This is a genomic window from Microbacterium sp. NPDC080005 (assembly GCF_040702445.1).
Lineage (GTDB): Bacteria > Actinomycetota > Actinomycetes > Actinomycetales > Microbacteriaceae > Microbacterium > Microbacterium oleivorans_D.
Map to the genome: position 1 here is coordinate 23,753 of NZ_JBFBLD010000001.1, position 18,965 is coordinate 42,717.

An 18,965-nucleotide genomic window follows, 5' to 3' on the forward strand; every position below is an offset into this window, starting at 1 on the left:
AGTAGGGGCATGACCATGGTGGAGGGGGACGCGGCCGCGCGCGAGGCGGCGCGACAGCGTGCGCTCGAGGAACTCGACATCCTCGACCAGCCGACGGACGAGCGGGTCGATCGGGTGACCAGGCTTGCCCGCGAGGTGTTCGGTGTGCCGATGGTCAGTGTCACCCTCCTGGACGACGACCGGCAGTGGCGCCTGTCGGAGCAGGGCTTCGGCGGCGAGCGCGAGGCGCCCCGAGAGGGGTCCTTCTGCGGTGCGACCGTCGAGCGCGGATCGCTGCTCGTCGTCGAGGATGCGGCATCCGACGAGTCCTTCCGGACCAGCCCGTTCGTCGTCGGTGATCCCCACCTGCGCTTCTACGCAGGGCAGCCGCTGGAAGCCCCGGGCGGCGAGCACATCGGAACTCTGTGCATCCTCGACACGAAGCCGCGCACACTCACTGAGCCGCAACGCGAGCTGCTGCGCGAGATGGCGCTGTGGGTGCAGTCCGAGATCGCGCGGGAGCACGAGTTCGATCGGGCGGGTGAGGTCCAGCGCGCACTCCTGCCCAAGCGGACCCCCGAGCTGGCAGGATTCACCCTCGCGGCTGACGCCGTCGCGTCGGGCTCGGTGATGGGCGACCTTTACGACTGGTACCTGCACCAGGGCCGTCTGCGCCTCACGCTGGCCGACGTGATGGGCAAGGGGATCGGTGCCGGCCTGATCGCCGCGGGTGTGCGCGCGTCCTTGCGCACGGCGCGCGACCGTCCGCTCGTCAGTGCGGTCGAAGACCTCGACCGCCAGGTCTCGGAGGACCTCGCGGACCTCCACATGTTCGTGACCGCGGTGGTGGCCGACGTCGACGGTGAGACCGGTGACGTCGAGCTCGTCGATGCCGGGCACTCGCTGTCGTTCGTCGTCCGCGCCGACGACACGTGGGAGCCGGTGCGGTCGACGGGGCTGCCGCTGGGTATGGGCATCGATGACTCCCGCGCGTCCGCTCGGCTGCGGCTGGAGCCAGGGGATGCGCTGCTGTGCTGCAGCGACGGTGTCCTCGACATCCTCGACGTCGACGACCCCTTCGGTCAGGTGCTGCGCGCCCTCCGTGAGCGCGGTCCGGCGGGCGCCGTTGCGGAGGGGATCGCCCTGGCTCGGGAGCGGAAAGCGCCGGACGATGTGACCCTGATGATCGTACGGAGGGATGCGTGACCGGACGCTTCCTCGCCATCCGCATCCTGGCGCTGCTCTCGGTCCTGCTCGGACTCAACTACGTCGTCTGGCGGTGGCTGGCCTCCGTCAACTGGGACGCGTGGTGGATCGCCGTGCCACTGGTCGTCGCGGAGACCTACAGTCTCGTCGACACGGTTCTGTTCGCCGCGACCATGTGGCGGGCGAAGGAGCGCCCGCGGCCCAGCTCGCCGCCGCAGGGGACGGTCGACGTCTTCATCACGACCTACAACGAGCCGATAGAGATGGTGATGGCCACGGCCCTCGCCGCGAAGCGCATCACCTACCCGCACCACACCTGGATCCTCGACGACGGCGCGCGCGACGAGCTTGCTCGCGCCGCGGAGGCGGCCGGCATCGGGTACCTCACCCGATCGGCGGATTGGGCGGACAAGCCCCGGCACGCGAAGGCCGGCAACCTGAACAACGCCCTCCTGCAGACCGACGGCGAGTTCCTCCTCATCCTCGATGCGGACCAGGTCCCGGATCCGCTCATCCTCGAGAACACCCTCGGATACTTCGCCGACGATCCGCAGGTCGCCCTCGTGCAGACCCCGCAGTGGTTCGTCAACGTCGGCGAGGCCGACCCGCTCGGAAGTCAGGCGCCCCTGTTCTACGGGCCCATCCAGCAGGGGAAGGACGGCTGGAACGCGGCCTTCTTCTGCGGTTCCAACGCGATCCTCCGACGCGATGCGCTCATGCAGCTCGGCATCGTCGGCTACGTGCGTGACCTCGAGGACTCGGTCTCGACGGCGCTGAAGACCTCCCAGCGGATGCTGCGACGCGCCGCATCCGATCGGTCGCTCACCCCCGACGTCGCCGCCGAGGTCGGCCGCCTGGGCGAGGCGGTGCAGCGGGCGCGCGCCGAGCTCGCGCTCGGTGCTCCCATCGCGGAGATCACCGCGGCGGTGCACGGGGAGATACAGGAGGCATCCGGTCGCCTCGTCGAGACGGATCTCGCCGGCATCCGGGCCGATGTCGCAGAACTGGCCTCCCTCGCCGTGCAGCGCGACGCCGAGCTCGACGCGTTCGTCGTGGACGACCGTGCCCTCGAGTCGCTGTCGGTGCGGGAGCTCTCTCCGCTCGGGACGATCGCCGCCGTCGACGCGCTCGTCGAAGCGGTCCGGGTGGACCGGCCGGGCGAGGCGCAGCCCATCCAGCCGCTCGCGACGATCTCGGTCACGGAGGACATGGCCACGGCGATGCAGCTTCACGCGCTGGGGTGGAAGAGCGTCTACCACCACGAGATCCTCGCGCACGGCCTCGCACCCGAGGATCTGCGCACGATGCTGAAGCAGCGACTGCGGTGGGCGCAGGGCACGATGCAGGTCCTGCTGCGCGACAACCCACTGCGCAAGAAAGGCCTCTCGGTCGGCCAGAGGCTCATGTACTTCGGCACGATGTGGAGCTACCTGAGCGGGTTCGCCGCGGTCATCTACCTCGCCGCGCCCATCATCTACCTGCTGCTGGGGGTCCTGCCCGTGACGGCATGGTCCGTCGACTTCTTCGCGCGCTTCCTGCCCTACTTCATCGTCAACCAGATCCTCTTCGTGGTGGTCGCCAAGGGGATCAAGACGTGGCGCGGTCAGCAGTACTCGCTCGCGCTGTTCCCCGTGTGGATCGCGGCGTGCGTCACGGCGTTCGCCAATGTCGTCCTCGGCAAATCGCTCGACTTCGTCGTCACGCGCAAAGACGGGCGCGCCGCGGGCGGACCTCCCTGGCGCCAGATCTGGCCGCAGCTGACGGCCATGGTGCTGCTCGCCATCGCCGTCGTGGTCGGGATCGGCCGCGTCATCGTCGGCACCGCGGACGGCACCGGCACCCTCGTCAACACACTCTGGGTCGGGTACGACCTCGTCGTGCTCAGCGTCATCATCCAGGCCGCGCGTTATCGGGGGTTCCAGGAGCACGACCCGCCCCTCGCCGCATCCACCCCATCCGCCGATCAGAAGGAGCCCCCGTGGACCTCACCGTGACACCTGCGACCGGATACGCGGTCGTCGCCGTCGCCGGACGACTCACCGCCCCGGGCGTCGCGCGCTTCCGCGCCGCCGTGGATGACGCGATCGCCGCCGCCGGCGCGCGCGTCGTCGTCGACCTCTCCGGCACCGCGTTCATCGACTCGTCGGGGATCGGCGCGCTGATCGGCGGGTTGAAGGCGGCGCGGCTCGCGGACGGGGACCTGCGCATCGCGGCCGTCCCCGAGGCGGTCGCGCGCGTCCTGACCCTCACGAATCTCGACCGCGTCCTGCGGGCGTACCCGGACGCGGAAGCCGCGTTCGATGGGCGCTGAGACGGTCGTCCGCGAGGTGTCCGGGCCCGCCGACCTGTCGCTCGTCGATGCCGTGCACGAGGCGCTCGACGACATGTGGGAAGCGGTGCCCGACGTCTCGGACGAGGATCGGATGCTGTTCGCTCTCGCCGTCAGCGAGATCGCCACGAACGTCGTCGAGCACGCGACCGGCGAGCAGGAGGCGACCGTCTCGATCCGGCTCTCCGTTGCTGCGGACGAACTCGTCGCCGTCATGTCCGACGACGCCGACCCCGCGCTGATCCGGCTCGACCGGGTGAGCATGCCGGACGCGGATGCCGAGTCCGGACGGGGGCTGGCGCTCGCGCTCGCCGCGCTCGACGAGCTGCGCCACGAGGCCGACGACGGCAATGTCTGGGTCCTCCGGCGGGAGAGGCGCTCGCCCGGCGCCGACTGAGCGGGATGGATGTCCGTGGGCGAACGTAGACTCGAAGGGACATGAGCGACTCCATCAAGCCCGTGATCGTCGGCGCCGGAGCGTCCCGTCCCGCCGGCGATTCCCGACCCGACGAAGACCTGCTGGCGGGTCTCAACCCGCCGCAGCGCGAGGCCGTCACCCATCGGGGCTCCGCCCTGCTGATCATCGCCGGCGCGGGTTCGGGCAAGACGAGTGTGCTCACCCGGCGCATCGCCTCGCTGCTGCGTACCCGTGAGGCGTACCCGAGTCAGATCCTCGCCATCACCTTCACGAACAAGGCTGCGGGCGAGATGCGCGAGCGGGTGCGGCAGCTCGTCGGAGAGAGCGCGCAGGGCATGTGGATCTCGACCTTCCACTCGGCCTGCGTGCGCATCCTGCGGCGCGAGGCCGACCAATTCGGCTTCACCAAGAGCTTCACGATCTATGACTCCGGCGACTCGCGGGCTCTCATCAAGCGCCTCGTCAAGGAGCACGAGGGCGACTCGTTCGGGTTCACCCCGGCCGCCGTCCAGGGGCGCATCTCGAAGCTCAAGAACGAACTGGCGGATGCCGAGTCCTACGCCCGCCAGGCGAACATGAGCGATCCCGCCGAACGGGTCTTCGTCGACATCTTCGCCGACTACCAGCGGTCGCTGCAGCGGGCGAACGCGTTCGACTTCGACGACCTCATCGCGCAGACCGTCTACCTGTTTCGTGCGTTCCCGCACGTCGCCGACGTCTATCGCAAGCGGTTCCGCCACATCCTGGTGGACGAGTACCAGGACACCAACCACGCCCAGTACGCGCTCATCCACGAGCTGACCCGGCCCGTCGTCGGCAAGGCCGGTGACGCGTTCTCCAGCGGCGGCATGATGATCTTCGAGCCCGACGAGGCGCCCGAGATCGAGGGTGCATCGCTCACCGTCGTCGGCGACTCCGACCAGTCGATCTACGCCTTCCGCGGCGCAGACATCCGCAACATCAGCGAGTTCGAGCGCGACTTCCCGGGCGCGAAGGTCGTGCTGCTCGAGCAGAACTACCGGTCGACGCAGAACATCCTGTCGGCCGCCAACGCGGTCATCGGCCACAACTTCGACCGCAAGGACAAGAAGCTGTGGACCGACGTCGGCGACGGCGATCCCATCGTCGGCTTCACCGGGTACTCGCAGCACGACGAGGCGCAGTTCGTCGCGGACGAGATCGAGGCCCTGCACCGCAAGGGCGTCGACTACGCGCAGATGGCGGTCTTCTACCGCACCAACTCGCAGTCCCGTGCGCTCGAGGAGATCTTCATCCGCTCGGCCGTGCCCTACAAGATCATGGGCGGCACCAAGTTCTACGAGCGCGCGGAGATCAAGGACGCCCTCGCCTACCTCGTCTCGGTCGCGAACCCCGCCGACGAGATGGCGGTGCGCCGCATCCTGAACAAACCCCGCCGCGGCATCGGCGACGTCACCGAGACCGCGATCGCCCGCTATGCGGCATCGGAGGGGATCACCTTCCGCGACGCGCTCGCGAACTCTTCAGCTCTCGGCGTCGGCGCCAAGGTGCAGAAGGCCATCGCCGAGCTCGACGCCGTGCTGGCCGAGGCGTCCGAGATCATGCTGCCGAGCTCCGGAGAAATCGCGCCGTCCACCTCGGTGACCGAGGGCTTGCGCGTCCTGCTGAACAGGTCGGGGTACTACGACGCGCTCCGCATGTCGAAGGACCCGCAGGACGAGGCGCGCGTCGAGAACCTCGACGAGCTCGTCGCGGTCACGCGGGAGTTCGCCCGCAACAACCCCGACGGCACACTCCTGGACTTCCTCACCGAGGTGACGCTGGTGTCGGATGCCGACGACCTCGACGACGCGAGCGGTTCTGTCTCGCTCATGACGATGCACACCGCGAAGGGCCTCGAGTTCGACGCCGTGTTCGTCACCGGTGTCGAGGAGGACCTCATCCCGCACCGCATCTCGGCGGGGGAGCCGGGCGGACCGCAGGAGGAGCGGCGGCTCTTCTATGTCGCGCTCACCCGCGCCCGCAAACGGCTGCACCTGTCGCTCGCGATGACCCGTGCCCAGTTCGGCGAGGTGTCTGCAGCGATGCCGAGCCGTTTCCTGCAGGAGATCCCGCACGAGCTCATCGACTGGCGACAGTCCCCGGGTGACGTCAACTCCCGCGGTGGCACGCAGTCGCGCGCCCTCAACGGTCGCTCCGGCTCGCGATTCGGCGGCTCGAACCGCTACGGCGACGACCTCGTACCGCTGCCGCCCCGCGAGAAGTCGGACTCGCTCGCGAAGTTCGCGAACCGCATCCCGGCGAAGATCCGCGACAACGGCGACATGGAGCTCTCGGCGGGCGACCGCATCCGTCACGATGACTTCGGCGAGGGAAAGGTCGACATGGTGACCGGCGAGGGAGCGAAGCGCGTCGCACACGTGCGGTTCGACAGCGCCGGTCCGAAGAAGCTCCTCATCAAGGTCGCGCCCATCACCAAGCTGTGAGGCGCGACCCGCGACCTGCATCCCGCGTACCCTGAAGCAATGGCTCTGTTCTCCCGCCGCCCGAAGAAGGACTCCGACCCCCAGGGGGAGGTTCCCGTCGACGCGCAGGCCGACGTCGACGAGGTCCAGCAGGACGTGAGTGCGGCGGTCGCTGCCGAGCAGGCCGATGAGGCGGATGCCGAGCCCGTACCGCACGTGCCCATCTCGGTCTCGACCTACGGGAAGCCGGTTCCGCGACCCGCCCCCGAGCCTCAGCCTCTGCCGAAGACCCCCGAGACGGCGCCCGCTGCGAGCGAGAGCCGTCCGGGCATGCCCGACAACACGCTGCTCGCCGCTGTGCTGTCGGAGGTCCCCGAGGAGGTCGACAACGCCGCGATCCTCTCCGTCATGCGGCAGGCCCTGCAGGGCACCCTGTACCTGCGCATCCTCGGCGACGCCCGCGCGCAAGCGGCCGCCGGCGAGCCGCTGCGACTGGCGATCTCCATCGTGGGTGACAAGAAGTTCCTCCTCGCCTACACCGGTGCGGCCGCGCTGCAGGCCGGTCTCGGCGATGAGGCCCAGAGCACCTCGATCCTGGGCCAGCCCGCACAGCGTGTGCTGCGCAACGTCATCGACGCGGGCTACGACGGCATCGTCTTCGACCACGCAGGACCCGGTCGCCGCATCGTCCTGCCGACGGGCCTCATCCAGCGCAGCCTCGACCAGGGCGACCCGGAGTTCACGATCAAGAACCTGCTCGCCGGACCGCGGACCGCGGACACCGCCCGGGCCGTCGTCGACGCGCTGGTCGCGCGGGGCGCCTGGATCGCGGCAGGACCCAGGCCGGACGGTCAGGGCATGGGCGTCGCCGAGGCGCGCTCGGCCGAGGGCGGGCGCTACCTGCAGGTCTTCTCGCACCCGCTCGAAGTGCTGACGCTGCGTCGTGAGGACCAGCCCATGCCGCTCACGGCGGCGCAGCTGGGTGCCGCGCTCAAGAGCGAGCCCGGCCTCGACGGCTTCCTCATCGATCCCGCGGGACCGTGGATCCGGATCGAACGCTCCGAGCTCGACGTGCTCATCACGATCGCCGACGCGGCCGAGACCGTCGACGCCGCGGCTGACACCGACCAGGACTAGCAAGCCCCTGTCCCCACCCGGAGTCCGCGCCTAGGGTGGGCGCATGGCGTCGGAGCGGATCACCCTGCAGCTGCCCGGAGGCAGGGAGCTCTCGCTCTCCAGCCCGAACCGGATCGTCTTCCCCGAACCGGGGATCACGAAGCACGAGCTGGTCGAGTACGTCCTGGCTGTCGAGGCGCCGTTCCTGCGCGCGAACGGGCACCGCCCGGTCTCGCTGGAGCGGTTCCCCGACACCGTCGACGGCGACAGCTTCTTCTCGAAGAACCCGCCCAAGGGCACGCCCGACTACGTCGATCAGGTGATGTGCACCTACAACAGCGGGCGTCGGCATCCGCAGGTCGTTGTCGGCGAGATCGCCGCGGCCGTGTGGGCGGTGCAGATGAACACGGTCGTCTTCCATCCCTGGGCCTCGCTCGCCGCCGACACGGACAATCCCGTCGAGCTGCGCATCGACCTCGACCCGCAGCCCGGAACGGACTTCTCGGATGCCGCGGCGGTCGCGCCGGTGCTGCGCGAGGTGCTTCGCGAGGCCGGGCTCGAGCCGTGGCTCAAGACGAGCGGCAACCGCGGCATCCACGTCTTCTGTCCCATTGAACCGACGCACGAGTTCCTCGACGTGCGCCATGCGGTGATCGCAGCGGGGCGCGAACTCGAACGGCGGATGCCGGATCGTGTCACGACCAACTGGTGGAAGGAGGAGCGCGGAGAGCGCATCTTCGTCGACTTCAACCAAGCGAACCGCGATCGCACGATGGCGGGGGCGTACAGCCCGCGCGCCCTGCCGGGGGCGACCGTGGCGACACCGATCACGTGGGAGGAGCTCGCCGACGGTGTGGATCCCGCGGCGTTCACCGTGCGGACCGTGCCCGACCGTCTGGCCGCGACCGGTGACCCCTGGGAGGGGTTGCAGGACGCGCCCGGCCGGATCGACACGCTGCTCGAATGGTGGCAGCGCGATCTCGAGGCGGGTCTCGGCGAACTGCCCTTCCCGCCCGAGTTCCCCAAGATGCCGGGGGAGCCGCCGCGCGTGCAGCCGTCCCGCGCGAAGAAGGACTGACGCTCAGCCTGCGGTGCGCGGCGTGCCCGCCGTGACCGTGTCAGCCTTCTCCTCTATGGGCTGCTTCCGTCGCGCCCACCGGGCGGGCGTGTTCGGCCCGTCCCAGACCTGGATGATGCCCCACGCGGCAGCGGTGAGCGGAACCGCGAGGATCGCGCCCACGATGCCGCCGAGCACGGTGCCGATGGTGAGGGCGATGAGGACCGCGAAAGCGTGGAGCTTCATCGATCGGCCCATGAGGAACGGCTGCAGGAAGTTGCCTTCGAGCTGGTTCACCGCCACGACGATGACGACGACCCAGATCGCTGCGACGAGGCCGTTCGTCACGAGGGCGACCAGCGCCGCCAGGATCCCGGCGACCGTCGCTCCGACGATGGGAATGAACGCGAGGACGAACACGAGTGCGCCGAGCGGGAGGGCGAGCGGGATCTGCAGGACCAGGAGACCGATCGTGATGCCGATCGCGTCCACCGCCGCAACGGCCGCCGTTCCCCGGAGGTAGGCGCCGAAGGTCTGCACGGCCTTGTGGCCGACTCGTACGGCGCGCTGGTAGTCCGATCCGCGGAAGGGGCGGATGAGGAACTCCCAGAGCTGCGGGCCGTCCTTCAGGAAGAAGAACAGCGTCACGATCATCAGGACGAGCCCGGTGAGGAAGTTGGCGACCGCGCTGACGCCGGCGAGAGCTCCGGAGCCGAACTGCGCGCTCGTGAGGAAGTCGGTGGCCGTGCCGACCCATTCGTCGATCTGCTTCTGGTCGATGTCGAACGGCAGCGTCTCGGCCCAGGCGAGGACGCTCTGGAATCCGTCCTGCGCTTTGCTCGACAATTCATCGAACTGGTGGCGGACGGCATCGACCACGAGCCAGCCGATTCCTCCGAGAACGACGACGAACGCCAGCAGCGTCAGGATGGTCGCGAACACCGAGGGGATGCCGTGCCGTCGCAGCCACCCCATGAGGGGCGCGGCTGCCGAGGCGATGATCAGTGCCAGGAGCACCGGGATGACCACCACGGTGAGCTGCAGCATCCCGAGGATGAGCGCCGTCGCGATCACGCCGACGATGATCACCTGCAGCGACCGGGTCGCGAGGGTGCCGAAGCCGTCGGACCACATGCTGCCGGGCTTGCCGGCTGAGGTCACCAGCAACGGCTTGTTCTCATCGGGTCGCACCGTGCGGGAGGAGGAGAAGAACAGGCCCATGCAGCGACCCTATCGACCCGCTGTCTCCGGTGAGGGCCCTTGACTCAGCTGAGGACGTCGGCCAGGTCGTACGCGGTCACGGTCTCGAGCTGGTCGAACGTGCACGAGCGGGAGTCGCGGTCGGGACGCCACCGCTGGAACTGCACGGTGTGGCGGAAGCGGTCGCCCTCGAGCTGGTCGTAGGCCACTTCGAGCACCCGCTCGGGTCGCAGACGCACGAATGAGGTGTCCTTCGAGGCGGTCAAGCGGGATCGGTCGGACTGGCCGGTCACCGCGTCACCGGCCTCGTCGCGGACGACCAGCGGTGCGAGCTCGTCGATCAGTTCGAGCCTGCGGGCGTTGCTCCACGCCGCCACGCCACCCACCTGATGCAGGTGCCCGTCGCCGTCATAGAGCCCGACGAGCAGCGAGCCCACTCCCTGACCGCTCTTGTGGATGCGGTAGCCCACCGCGACGACGTCGGCCGTCCGGGCGTGCTTGATCTTGAACATCGTGCGCTTGCCGGGTGCGTAGGGAAGGGCGAGAGGTTTCGCGACGACGCCGTCGAGACCCGCGCCCTCGAACTCGGCGAGCCAGCGTTCGGCGAGCGACGCGTCGGTGGTCGTCCGGGTGAGGTGGATCGGATGCGGCACACCGCCCAGCAGGTCTTCGAGCTGTGCGCGGCGCTCGGAGAACGGTGCGTCCCGCAGGTCGCGGTCGCCGCGGGCGAGCAGGTCGAACGCGACGAACATGGCGGGGGTGGTCTCGCTGAGCATCGCGACGCGGGAGGCGGCGGGGTGGATGCGCTGCGACAGCTGCTCCCACTGCAGTCGCTGCGAACCCCGCTCGCCGTCGGCGACGACGATCTCGCCGTCGAGCAGGCATGGCTGCGGCACGAGACGCGAGACGGCGTCGACCAGCTCGGGGAAGTAGCGCGTCAGCGGCTTCGACCCGCGCGAGCCGATCTCGACCTCGGACCCGTCCCAGCCGATGAGGGCCCGGAACCCGTCCCACTTCGGCTCGTAAAGCAGGCCCCCGGCGGTCTTCGCCGGGTCGGGGATGCCGGGGACGGACTTCGCGAGCATCGGCGCGGGGATCTCGTACATCCCCTCATCCTGCCCGCCCTCCTGGCTGGGGGGAACGGGTCAGGCGAACGCGCTCACGCCGGTGATGTCACGACCCAGCAGGAGCGCCTGCACCGACTCGGTGCCCTCGTACGTGTGGATCGCCTCGATGTCGGCCATGTGCTGCATCACGCCGTTCTCGAGCAGGATGCCGTTGCCGCCCAGCAGGTCCCGAGCGGTCGCGGCGACCCGGCGTGCGGCACGCGTGTTGTGGAACTTCGCGAGGGACGCCTGCGTGGGCCGGAGGCCGCCCGCGGTCTCGAGTTCCGCGAGGCGTCGACAGTAGAGCTGCATCGCCGTGAGGTCTTCCAGCATGTGGGTGAGGCGCTCCTGCACCATCTGGAAGCGGGCGAGCGGCTTGCCGAACTGCACACGCTGCTGGGCGTACTGAAGTGCGATCTCGTAGCAGGCAGTGGCGTGGCCGAGAGCCGACCAGGCGACGCCCGAGCGGGTCGCGTACAGGACCGTCGACGCATCTTTGAAGGTCCGCGTCCCGGGTAGGACCGCGTCGACGGGCACCCGCACGTCATCGAGAGCGATGAGGGCCTGGTGGATGCCGCGCAGCGACGCTTTGCCGGGAATGACGGTGCCGGTGTAGCCGACGCGGTCCTGCTCGACGAGGAAGCAACGGACGGCCCCGTGGTGCTCGTCGCCCTCGGCGTCGACGCGGGCCCAGACGAAGGTGACCCCGCCCGACGCGCCATTGCCGATCCACTTCTTCGCGCCGCGGATCACCCACTCGTCGCCCTCCCGCCGCGCTGTCGTCTCGAGCGACACCGAATCGGATCCGTGATCGGGTTCGGTGAGGGCGAAGGCAGCGGGCACTTCGAAACGCGCGATCGCCGTCAGCCAGCGCTCCTGCTGGGCCTCGCTGCCGAACAGGGTCAGCGTCCGAAGGGCGAGTCCACCCTGCACGGCGAGCACGGTGCCCAGCGATCCGTCGCCGCGCGAGACCTCCATGTTCACGAGCCCCGCGGCCAGTGGCGAGAAGCGCGCGAGCCGAGGGTGGTCGATGCCGTCGTTGAGCAGATCGAGCTCACCGAAGCGCCGGGCGACGTCGAGTGGGTACTCGGCGGTGTCCCAGGCCTCCCGCATCCGGTCGCCGATCTCGTCGACGAAGCGCTGCGCCCGCTGCCAGACCTCACGGTCGGCGGCCGGGATGTCGGCGAAGACGGCGTAGTAGTCCGTGTCGAGACGGCCGAGCACGTCGTACCGGCCGGAGGCGCCACCGGGCAGGGGAGTGGTCATCGCGCCAGGATACGCCCGGTTGAGATTCAGTTCCACTTGAAGTGGAACGGCGTTTCAGTGGCACGGAGTCAGCGCAGAGACCCCAGCCGTCTGGCCACCTCGGCAGGGGGCATCCGTCGGGGGAACGTCGCCACGACGATGTCGTCGCCGGACGGCGGTTCGGGGTCCGGGTGGACGCCGAACCGGCGCAGCAGCTCGTCGTACGCGGACTCGAGGACCGCGGCGGGCACGTGCGTCGAGCCGCGGAGCAAGCGCCGCAGGACGTGGTTGTGCACCGCCGTCACCGCAGCGGCGAACGCCACCGCATCGACGGGGTCGAGCCCGGGGACGGACCGCCGCAGGTAATCGTCGAAGAGCCGCTCGTACCGGAACACGGTGACGATCTCGCGATCGCGGAGCGAGGGGACCTGGCGGACGACGGCGTAGCGACGGCGCGCGACCTCGGGGTCGTCGGCGAAGTGGCGGAACACCTGCACGGACGCCTCGCACACAGCCGCCCACGGATTCTGATGGGGATCAGCGAGATAGGTTCGCAGCTTCTCGAGCAGGACCTCGTGGTCGGCGAAGACGACGTCGTCCTTGCCACCGAACTGGCGGAAGAAGGTCGACCGCGAGACGCCGGCCGACTGGGCGATCTGCTCGACCGAGGTCTGCTCGTAGCCGTGCTCGGCGAACAGGGCGAGCGCGGCGGCCACCACTGTGCTGCCCGTGGGACGGAGGTCGTCGGCCATGGACGGAAGCCTAGTGCGACGGACTTCTGTCAAGGCCTGTGCCCTCGGCGGTGCGACACCGTTGACTCGGCGCATGTCGTCCCTGTGGAAGCAGCATCCGTCCGAGTCCTCCGGCACCCCCTTCGCCCCCGGCAGCCGGCACGAGGTCGTCGTCGTCGGGGCGGGGCTCACCGGTCTCGCGACCGCCTACGAGCTCGCGCAGTCGGGTGTCGACGTCGCCCTCGTCGAGCGCGGCGGGATCGGCGAACTCGCCTCGGGGTCGAACACCGGCAAGGTGTCCTTGCTGCAGGGCACGACGCTGTCGTCGCTGCGTTCCGGGCACCCGGCATCCCTCGTCCGCGCCTACGTCGACGCGAACCGCGACGGTCTTGCGTGGATGACGGGCACCGCCGAGCAGCTCGGAGTGCCGCTCACGTCGCGCACCGCCTACACCTACGCCCAAGGGGACGAGGGACGACGCGCGATCGTGAAGGAGTACGACGCCGCTCGAGAGGCGGGTCTCCCCGTCCGGCTCGCGGACGACGCCGAGCTCCGCGAGGCCGCCGTCCCGATGGTGGCGGCCGTCGCGCTCGACGACCAGCGGGCGATCGATCCGATGCAGATGCTCGCGGCTCTCGCGGACGCGTTGGTCGCGGCGGGCGGCACCCTGCACCTCGGCGTCCACGTCCGCGGGGTCAAGGTCTTCCCGGAGCCGCGGGTGGAGACCGACCTGGGCCCGCTCTTCGCCTCGCAGGTCGTGGTGGCCACCGGCATCCCGATCCTCGATCGCGGTCTGTACTGGGCGAAGGTCAGCGGGATGCGGTCGGCGTGCGTCTCGTTCACCCTCACCGCACCCCTGCCGGACGGCATGTACCTCTCCGCCGACGAACCGACGCGCTCCGTGCGCACGATCCTGCCCGGCGACGGACCGTCGGAGGTCGCGCAGATCGTGGTCGGCGGCGCCGGTCACCCCGTCGGGCGCGCCGATTCGGAGCGGGCGATGCTCGACGAACTGTCGCTGTGGGCGCAGCGGACGCTGCCGGTGGGGGAGGAGACCCATCGGTGGTCGGCGCAGGACTACACCTCGCACAACCGGATCCCGTTCATCGGTGCGATGCCCCGGTCGCTCGGCCGTGTGCGCTTCGCGACCGGCTACGCGAAGTGGGGGCTGACGAACGCGCCCGCCGCGGCACTGCGCATCGTGAGCGAGCTGCGTGGCGAGAGCCTGCGCGAGCGGCCGCGGTGGATGACGCAGATCGGCACGCGTCTGACCATGCCCGCCGACCTCGCTCAGGGCGCGGTCGAGAACGCGAAGGTGGGGCTCGCAGCGGCGAAGGGGTGGGCCGGCGCCGAGGCCGAGGCTGTTCCGGTGCCGCAGCCGGCCGAGGGGGAGGGCGTCGTGGCGCAGCGCGCCGGTCGCCCGGTCGGGATCTCGACCACCGGCGGACAGACCCGTGCGGTGAGCGCGGTGTGCCCGCACCTCGGCGGTGTCCTCGAGTGGAACGACCTCGAGTGCACCTGGGACTGCCCGCTGCACGCCTCGCGGTTCACGGCCGAGGGCGAACGCATCGAAGGCCCCGCATCGCGAGGCCTCCGACGGGTCGACTGACTCAGCCGGCCGCGGCGATCACCCCGGTGATGATCAGGGTGACGAGGGTGGTCCACAGCACGATGGCCGTGCCCTGCCAGAACAGGACGGTGCGGGTCGGGACGCCGGTGCCCTTCAGCGCTGCGGCGGTGAACTGGGTCGGCAGGATGAGGGGCCCGAGGAGGCTCACCCCGGGCGTGCCGTAGCGGTGGTACGCCTTCTGGAACTTCTCGGATCGCGCCGACGCGGGCTTCTCGGCGCCGCCCCCGCGCGTCGTGACGGCGGTGCGCACCCGGGCGGTGACGAGCACGACGATCGCGACGCAGAGGAAGTTGCCGGCGGCGCCGGCGACCGCGGCCGCGACCGGGTGGATGCCGCCGATGATGCCGATCGCGGCTGCGCCCTCGCCCTCGATGAAGGGGACGGCTCCCGCGAGCGCCACGATGAGCGGCTGAACGAGGTCGGGCACCTGCGCAACGAGGTCCTGGAAACCGGCGACGAGGTCGGAGACGGGGTTCGACATGATGTCCTCTCGGATGCGGCGACCGGATCTCGTATCGCCGTGATCCCATCCCATCGAGGAACCCGCGGCGACGGCAGTGCCGCGGCGTCACCTCTCACCGGGAGGTCCGATGACCCGAGGGGTGACATTCGTCATGGTCGTACTGTGGCGGTGTGACGAGCCCCGACCCGACCCCGACGCGCACCGCCGTCTCGCTCGCCCGTGGGGTGACGGCCACCGGGTGGTACATCGCGTCGTCGATGGTGTTCTTCCTCATCGGCGCGCTGATGGTCTGGGGTGTCGTCGTGCTGGTCGCCCGTGGGGGCTGGCGCGACCCCGTCACGCTCCTCCTCTTCGTCGGTCCGTCGATGGTCGTCGTGGTGACGACGACCGTGCTGCTCGCCCGTTACCGCCGCGACGGCGACCTCGATGACCGCGACCGCCCGTCGGCACGTCGCCGGTTCCTCTCGGTGCCGGCGGTCGCGGGGGTTCTCGCCTCGGCAGGTGTCGGCGTCGTCTCGGCATCGGCGTTGCTGGGGGCGGCGCTCGCCGGCACCGTCCTCTGCCTCGTCCGCTGGGGCCCGGGCATCCGGTGGCGGGGCGTCGTCCTCCTCGAGGTCGCCCTCGTCGTGCTGTGGATCGTGGAGTTCAGCCGCCCGATCGGGGCGAGCGACGCGTTCCTCCCCGCCTTCTTCGCACTCAGCCTGCCGGCGATGCAGGCCCTCTCGCTCTGGTCGTGGGACGTCGTCCTGGAACTCGACCGCGCGAGGCGGACCGAGGCGCGCCTGGCCGCCGTGCAGGAACGCCTGCGTCTCGCGGGCGAGCTGCACGACCTGCAGGGTCATCATCTGCAGGTGATCGCGCTGCAGCTCGAGCTGGCCGAGCGGATGATCGGACGCGATCCGGATGCCGCCGCCCACCAGATCGCGCTGGCGCGGGCCTCCGTGGACGAGGCGCGCGAGGGCACCCGCTCGCTCGCGGGACGGTTCCGCGGGGTACCGCTGCCCGACGAGCTCGCCAACGCGGCGGACCTGCTGCGGGCCGCGGGGCTGGAGGTCGCGCTCGACGTCGCGGCGGATGCGGCATCCGCCCCCGCCGACCTTCTGGGGCCGGTCGTCCGCGAATGCACGACCAACGTGCTCAAACACGGTGGCGGCCGCTGGGCACGGCTCGGCCTCGAGCGCGCGGGAGATCTGTGGCGACTCACCGCCGCGAACGACCCCGGGCCGGGTTCGACGATCGGCGCGGGTGCGGGACTCGAGGGCATCACCCATCGAGTCGGCGTGGTCGGCGGAGACGTCGTCACTCACCGGGCGGAGGACCGCTTCGAGCTCGTCGTGACCGTTCCCGCCGCAGGAGGTACCGCATGATCCGTGTGCTCATCGCCGACGACGAGGACATGATCCGCACGGCGCTCGCCGCCCTGCTCGCCCTCGAGGACGACCTCGAGGTGGTCGCGGAGTGCGCCGACGGCGAGAGCGCCGTCGCCCGCGCGCTCGAGCTGCGGCCCGATGTGTGCCTGCTCGATCTCGAGATGCCCGGCATCGACGGCGTCGAGGCGGCGGCCCGCATCCGTCAGCGCATCCCCACCCGGTGCGTCGTCGTCACCCGCCATGCGCGTCCCGGGGTGCTGCGACGCGCACTCGGCGCCGGCGTCGACGGCTTCGTGCCCAAGTCGCGGCCCGCGGGGGACGTCGCCGCGGTGATCCGCGAGGTCGCTGCAGGTCGCCGGTACGTCGACCCCGAGATCGCCGCCGACGCGCTCAGCGATGAGCGCTCGCCGCTGACCGACCGCGAGCTCGACGTGCTGCGCGCCGGTGCCCGCGGCGAGACGATCGCCGACATCGCGGCATCCCTCCACCTGTCGGCCGGCACCGTCCGCAACCACGTGTCATCCATCCTCGGCAAGCTCGGCCTCGCCACCCGTCAGCAGGCCGCGATCACGGCCCGCGAACGCGGCTGGATCTGACGGATGCCGCGCGAGGAACCCCTTGCCGGCGGTAACGCGAGCGGCACCGTCGTCCGCATCGGCGACACCGTGCGGAAGCCGTGGGCCGCGTCGACGTCGAGCGTCGTCGCTTTCGTCCACGCCCTGCGCGCCGCCGGCGTCGATCTGCCCGAGCCCCTCGGGTGCGACGAGTCCGGGCGGCAAGTCCTCGAGTACGTGCCCGGGGAGCTCGCGATCGAGCGCGGTCGGATGGCGGCGAGCGAGCTGCGACGGGTCGGCGCGATGGTGAGGGCGATCCACGATGCGAGTGCGGCGTACACCGCGCCCTCCGATGCGGTGTGGGAGACGGCGATCGCCGCACCCGGGGCGGAGCTCGTCTGCCACAACGATCTGGCGCCGTGGAACCTCGTCATCGGCGACGACCGGTGGGTGTTCATCGACTGGGATGCCGCCGCGCCCAGCACGCGTCTGTGGGACCTCGCCTACGCCACCCAGGCCTTCACGCTCAACGACACCTCGGTCGCCCCGCACGTCGCGGCGACATCCCTCGCGGCGTTCGTCGACGGATACGGCGCCGACGTCGAGCTTCGGCGCGCACTGCCGGAGGCGATGGTGCAGCGCACCGCCGCGATGCACGACCTCCTCCGGAGATCGCACGACATCGGCGTCGAGCCGTGGTCGTCGATGTTCGTGCACGGACACGGCGAGCACTGGCGGCACGTCGAGGTCTACGTCGAGCAGCACCGGCGGGTCTGGACCGCCGCGCTCGAGGGCTGATCACCCCTGCCGATCGAGGGGACCTCGCGCGGGGCACTCAGGCGCAAGTAGTAGGCTCTTCGACCGGGCGATCTCTCGACATCGAGATAGTTCCGCGCCCGTCACCCCCACCGTCGCCCAGCGAAGGATTGCAGTGGACCTTTACGAGTACCAGGCACGAGACCTGTTCGAGAAGTACGAGGTGCCGGTGCTCGCCGGCATCATCGCCGACACCCCTGAGGAGGCGAAGGCGGCTGCCGAGAAGATCGGCGGTGTGGTCGTCGTCAAGGCTCAGGTCAAGACCGGAGGTCGCGGCAAGGCCGGCGGCGTCAAGGTCGCCAAGACGCCCGATGAGGCCTACGCGGCCGCCGAGGCCATCCTCGGGCTCGACATCAAGGGCCACGTCGTCCAGCGCGTCATGGTCGCGCAGGGCGCCGACATCGCGGAGGAGTTCTACTTCTCCGTGCTGCTCGATCGCTCGAACCGCTCGTACCTGAGCCTCTGCTCGGTCGAGGGCGGCATGGAGATCGAGGAGCTCGCCGTCGAGCGCCCCGAGGCGCTCGCGCGCATCGAGGTCGACCCGCTGCAGGGCATCGACAAGGCGAAGGCCGTCGATATCGCGAAGGCCGCGAACTTCCCCGAGGACCTCGTCGAGAAGGTCTCGGACGTGTTCGTCAAGCTCTACGACGTCTACAAGGGCGAGGGTGCCACCCTCGTCGAGGTCAACCCGCTCGTCCGTACGGGCGCCGGCGACATCGTCGCCCTCGACGGCAAGGTGTCGCTCGACGACAACGCCAGCGAGGTGCGTCACCCCGAGCACGAAGAGCTCGAGGACAAGGGTGCCGCCGACCCGCTCGAGGCGAAGGCGAAGGCATCCGGCCTCAACTACGTCAAGCTCGACGGTCAGGTCGGCATCATCGGCAACGGCGCGGGCCTGGTCATGTCGACCCTCGACGTCGTCGCCTACGCCGGTGAGAACCACGGCGGCGTGAAGCCCGCCAACTTCCTCGACATCGGCGGCGGCGCGAACGCCCAGGTCATGGCCTCGGGCCTCGACGTGATCCTCGGTGACGAGCAGGTCAAGAGCGTCTTCGTCAACGTCTTCGGCGGCATCACCTCCTGCGTCGCCGTCGCGGAGGGCATCGTGAAGGCCCTCGAGATCCTCGGTGACGCGGCCACGAAGCCGCTCGTCGTCCGCCTCGACGGCAACCAGGTCGATGAGGGTCGCGCGATCCTCGCCGAGGCGAACCACCCGCTCGTGACGCTCGCCGCCGGTATGGACGAGGGCGCCGACAAGGCCGCCGAGCTGGCGAACGCCTGAGACGCGCCGAGACTACTGA

At 70.2% G+C, this 18,965-nt stretch carries 17 protein-coding genes; 12 read left to right on the plus strand and 5 right to left on the minus strand.

Annotated elements, in window-relative coordinates; genetic code table 11:
• Positions 1–9: 9 nt before the first annotated feature.
• Genes AB0259_RS00100 through ligD form a run of 7 tightly spaced genes read left to right on the plus strand, consistent with a single transcriptional unit; the run spans position 10 to position 8,570 of the window.
• The gene (locus AB0259_RS00100) at positions 10–1,185 is read left to right on the plus strand and encodes a GAF domain-containing SpoIIE family protein phosphatase (protein WP_366221359.1); all 1,176 of its coding nucleotides are present in this window, start codon (positions 10–12) and stop codon (positions 1,183–1,185) included.
• Entirely contained in the window at positions 1,182–3,179 is a 1,998-nt protein-coding gene (locus AB0259_RS00105) for a glycosyltransferase family 2 protein (protein ID WP_366221357.1), read from the plus strand. The genes AB0259_RS00100 and AB0259_RS00105 overlap by 4 nt, the downstream gene beginning before the upstream one ends.
• Positions 3,164–3,496, plus strand: a complete 333-nt coding sequence (locus AB0259_RS00110; RefSeq protein ID WP_251582798.1) for an STAS domain-containing protein — start codon at positions 3,164–3,166, stop codon at positions 3,494–3,496. The genes AB0259_RS00105 and AB0259_RS00110 overlap by 16 nt, the downstream gene beginning before the upstream one ends.
• Positions 3,486–3,911: an ATP-binding protein gene (locus AB0259_RS00115; protein WP_251582800.1), complete on the plus strand. Its 426-nt coding sequence runs from the start codon at positions 3,486–3,488 to the stop codon at positions 3,909–3,911. The genes AB0259_RS00110 and AB0259_RS00115 overlap by 11 nt, the downstream gene beginning before the upstream one ends.
• A 41-nt stretch (positions 3,912–3,952) precedes the next feature.
• The gene (locus AB0259_RS00120; RefSeq protein WP_366221356.1) at positions 3,953–6,397 is read left to right on the plus strand and encodes a UvrD-helicase domain-containing protein; all 2,445 of its coding nucleotides are present in this window, start codon (positions 3,953–3,955) and stop codon (positions 6,395–6,397) included.
• 39 nt (positions 6,398–6,436) lie between these two features.
• The gene (locus AB0259_RS00125) at positions 6,437–7,513 is read left to right on the plus strand and encodes an SseB family protein (RefSeq protein ID WP_366221355.1); all 1,077 of its coding nucleotides are present in this window, start codon (positions 6,437–6,439) and stop codon (positions 7,511–7,513) included.
• A gap of 43 nt (positions 7,514–7,556) precedes the next feature.
• Positions 7,557–8,570, plus strand: a complete 1,014-nt coding sequence (gene ligD / locus AB0259_RS00130) for a non-homologous end-joining DNA ligase (RefSeq protein ID WP_366221354.1) — start codon at positions 7,557–7,559, stop codon at positions 8,568–8,570.
• A gap of 3 nt (positions 8,571–8,573) precedes the next feature.
• On the opposite strand, the gene AB0259_RS00135 is transcribed toward ligD, so the two are convergent.
• The 4 genes from AB0259_RS00135 to AB0259_RS00150 all read right to left on the minus strand — a co-directional run bounded on the left by AB0259_RS00135 (position 8,574) and on the right by AB0259_RS00150 (position 12,852).
• Positions 8,574–9,770, minus strand: a complete 1,197-nt coding sequence (locus AB0259_RS00135; RefSeq protein ID WP_366221353.1) for an AI-2E family transporter — start codon at positions 9,768–9,770, stop codon at positions 8,574–8,576.
• 44 nt (positions 9,771–9,814) lie between these two features.
• A complete protein-coding gene (locus tag AB0259_RS00140; protein WP_366221351.1) occupies positions 9,815–10,855 on the minus strand; it encodes an ATP-dependent DNA ligase in 1,041 nt (346 codons plus the stop codon).
• A gap of 39 nt (positions 10,856–10,894) precedes the next feature.
• Positions 10,895–12,121, minus strand: coding sequence for an acyl-CoA dehydrogenase family protein (locus tag AB0259_RS00145; RefSeq protein WP_366221350.1), 1,227 nt, complete (start codon positions 12,119–12,121; stop codon positions 10,895–10,897).
• A gap of 68 nt (positions 12,122–12,189) precedes the next feature.
• Positions 12,190–12,852 carry a TetR/AcrR family transcriptional regulator gene (locus AB0259_RS00150; protein ID WP_251582828.1) on the minus strand — a complete coding sequence of 221 codons (663 nt, stop codon included), beginning with the start codon at positions 12,850–12,852 and terminating at the stop codon, positions 12,190–12,192.
• Between the two features lie 73 nt (positions 12,853–12,925).
• Between AB0259_RS00150 and AB0259_RS00155 the strand changes: the two genes are divergently transcribed.
• The gene (locus AB0259_RS00155) at positions 12,926–14,440 is read left to right on the plus strand and encodes an FAD-dependent oxidoreductase (RefSeq protein WP_366221348.1); all 1,515 of its coding nucleotides are present in this window, start codon (positions 12,926–12,928) and stop codon (positions 14,438–14,440) included.
• A gap of 1 nt (position 14,441) precedes the next feature.
• On the opposite strand, the gene AB0259_RS00160 is transcribed toward AB0259_RS00155, so the two are convergent.
• Positions 14,442–14,942, minus strand: a complete 501-nt coding sequence (locus tag AB0259_RS00160; RefSeq protein WP_251582832.1) for a small multidrug efflux protein — start codon at positions 14,940–14,942, stop codon at positions 14,442–14,444.
• 152 nt (positions 14,943–15,094) lie between these two features.
• Here AB0259_RS00160 and AB0259_RS00165 point away from each other — a divergent pair, with 152 nt between their 5' ends.
• From AB0259_RS00165 to sucC, 4 genes are all read left to right on the plus strand, one after another.
• Positions 15,095–16,291, plus strand: coding sequence for a histidine kinase (locus AB0259_RS00165; protein WP_366221347.1), 1,197 nt, complete (start codon positions 15,095–15,097; stop codon positions 16,289–16,291).
• Complete coding sequence (locus AB0259_RS00170; RefSeq protein WP_366221345.1) at positions 16,288–16,890, plus strand: response regulator transcription factor; 603 nt, start codon at positions 16,288–16,290, stop codon at positions 16,888–16,890. Before AB0259_RS00165 ends, AB0259_RS00170 begins: the two co-directional genes overlap by 4 nt.
• Before the next feature lie 3 nt (positions 16,891–16,893).
• Positions 16,894–17,646 (plus strand): phosphotransferase, encoded by a 753-nt coding sequence (locus tag AB0259_RS00175; protein ID WP_366221344.1) that lies wholly within the window; start codon positions 16,894–16,896, stop codon positions 17,644–17,646.
• A 133-nt stretch (positions 17,647–17,779) separates the two neighbouring features.
• Positions 17,780–18,946, plus strand: a complete 1,167-nt coding sequence (gene sucC / locus AB0259_RS00180) for an ADP-forming succinate--CoA ligase subunit beta (protein WP_366221343.1) — start codon at positions 17,780–17,782, stop codon at positions 18,944–18,946.
• Positions 18,947–18,965: the final 19 nt, after the last annotated feature.

Excerpts from the sequence above, each read along its gene's own strand:
- AB0259_RS00100 (WP_366221359.1), top strand. The coding sequence starts at position 10 with ATGACCATGGTGGAGGGGGACGCGGCCGCGCGCGAGGCGGCGCGACAG.
- AB0259_RS00115 (WP_251582800.1), top strand. The coding sequence starts at position 3,486 with ATGGGCGCTGAGACGGTCGTCCGCGAGGTGTCCGGGCCCGCCGACCTG.
- AB0259_RS00120 (WP_366221356.1), top strand. The coding sequence starts at position 3,953 with ATGAGCGACTCCATCAAGCCCGTGATCGTCGGCGCCGGAGCGTCCCGT.
- AB0259_RS00125 (WP_366221355.1), top strand. The coding sequence starts at position 6,437 with ATGGCTCTGTTCTCCCGCCGCCCGAAGAAGGACTCCGACCCCCAGGGG.
- ligD (WP_366221354.1), top strand. The coding sequence starts at position 7,557 with ATGGCGTCGGAGCGGATCACCCTGCAGCTGCCCGGAGGCAGGGAGCTC.
- AB0259_RS00135 (WP_366221353.1), bottom strand. The coding sequence starts at position 9,770 with ATGGGCCTGTTCTTCTCCTCCTCCCGCACGGTGCGACCCGATGAGAAC.
- AB0259_RS00140 (WP_366221351.1), bottom strand. The coding sequence starts at position 10,855 with ATGTACGAGATCCCCGCGCCGATGCTCGCGAAGTCCGTCCCCGGCATC.
- AB0259_RS00145 (WP_366221350.1), bottom strand. The coding sequence starts at position 12,121 with ATGACCACTCCCCTGCCCGGTGGCGCCTCCGGCCGGTACGACGTGCTC.
- AB0259_RS00150 (WP_251582828.1), bottom strand. The coding sequence starts at position 12,852 with ATGGCCGACGACCTCCGTCCCACGGGCAGCACAGTGGTGGCCGCCGCG.
- AB0259_RS00155 (WP_366221348.1), top strand. The coding sequence starts at position 12,926 with ATGTCGTCCCTGTGGAAGCAGCATCCGTCCGAGTCCTCCGGCACCCCC.
- AB0259_RS00160 (WP_251582832.1), bottom strand. The coding sequence starts at position 14,942 with ATGTCGAACCCCGTCTCCGACCTCGTCGCCGGTTTCCAGGACCTCGTT.
- AB0259_RS00170 (WP_366221345.1), top strand. The coding sequence starts at position 16,288 with ATGATCCGTGTGCTCATCGCCGACGACGAGGACATGATCCGCACGGCG.
- AB0259_RS00175 (WP_366221344.1), top strand. The coding sequence starts at position 16,894 with ATGCCGCGCGAGGAACCCCTTGCCGGCGGTAACGCGAGCGGCACCGTC.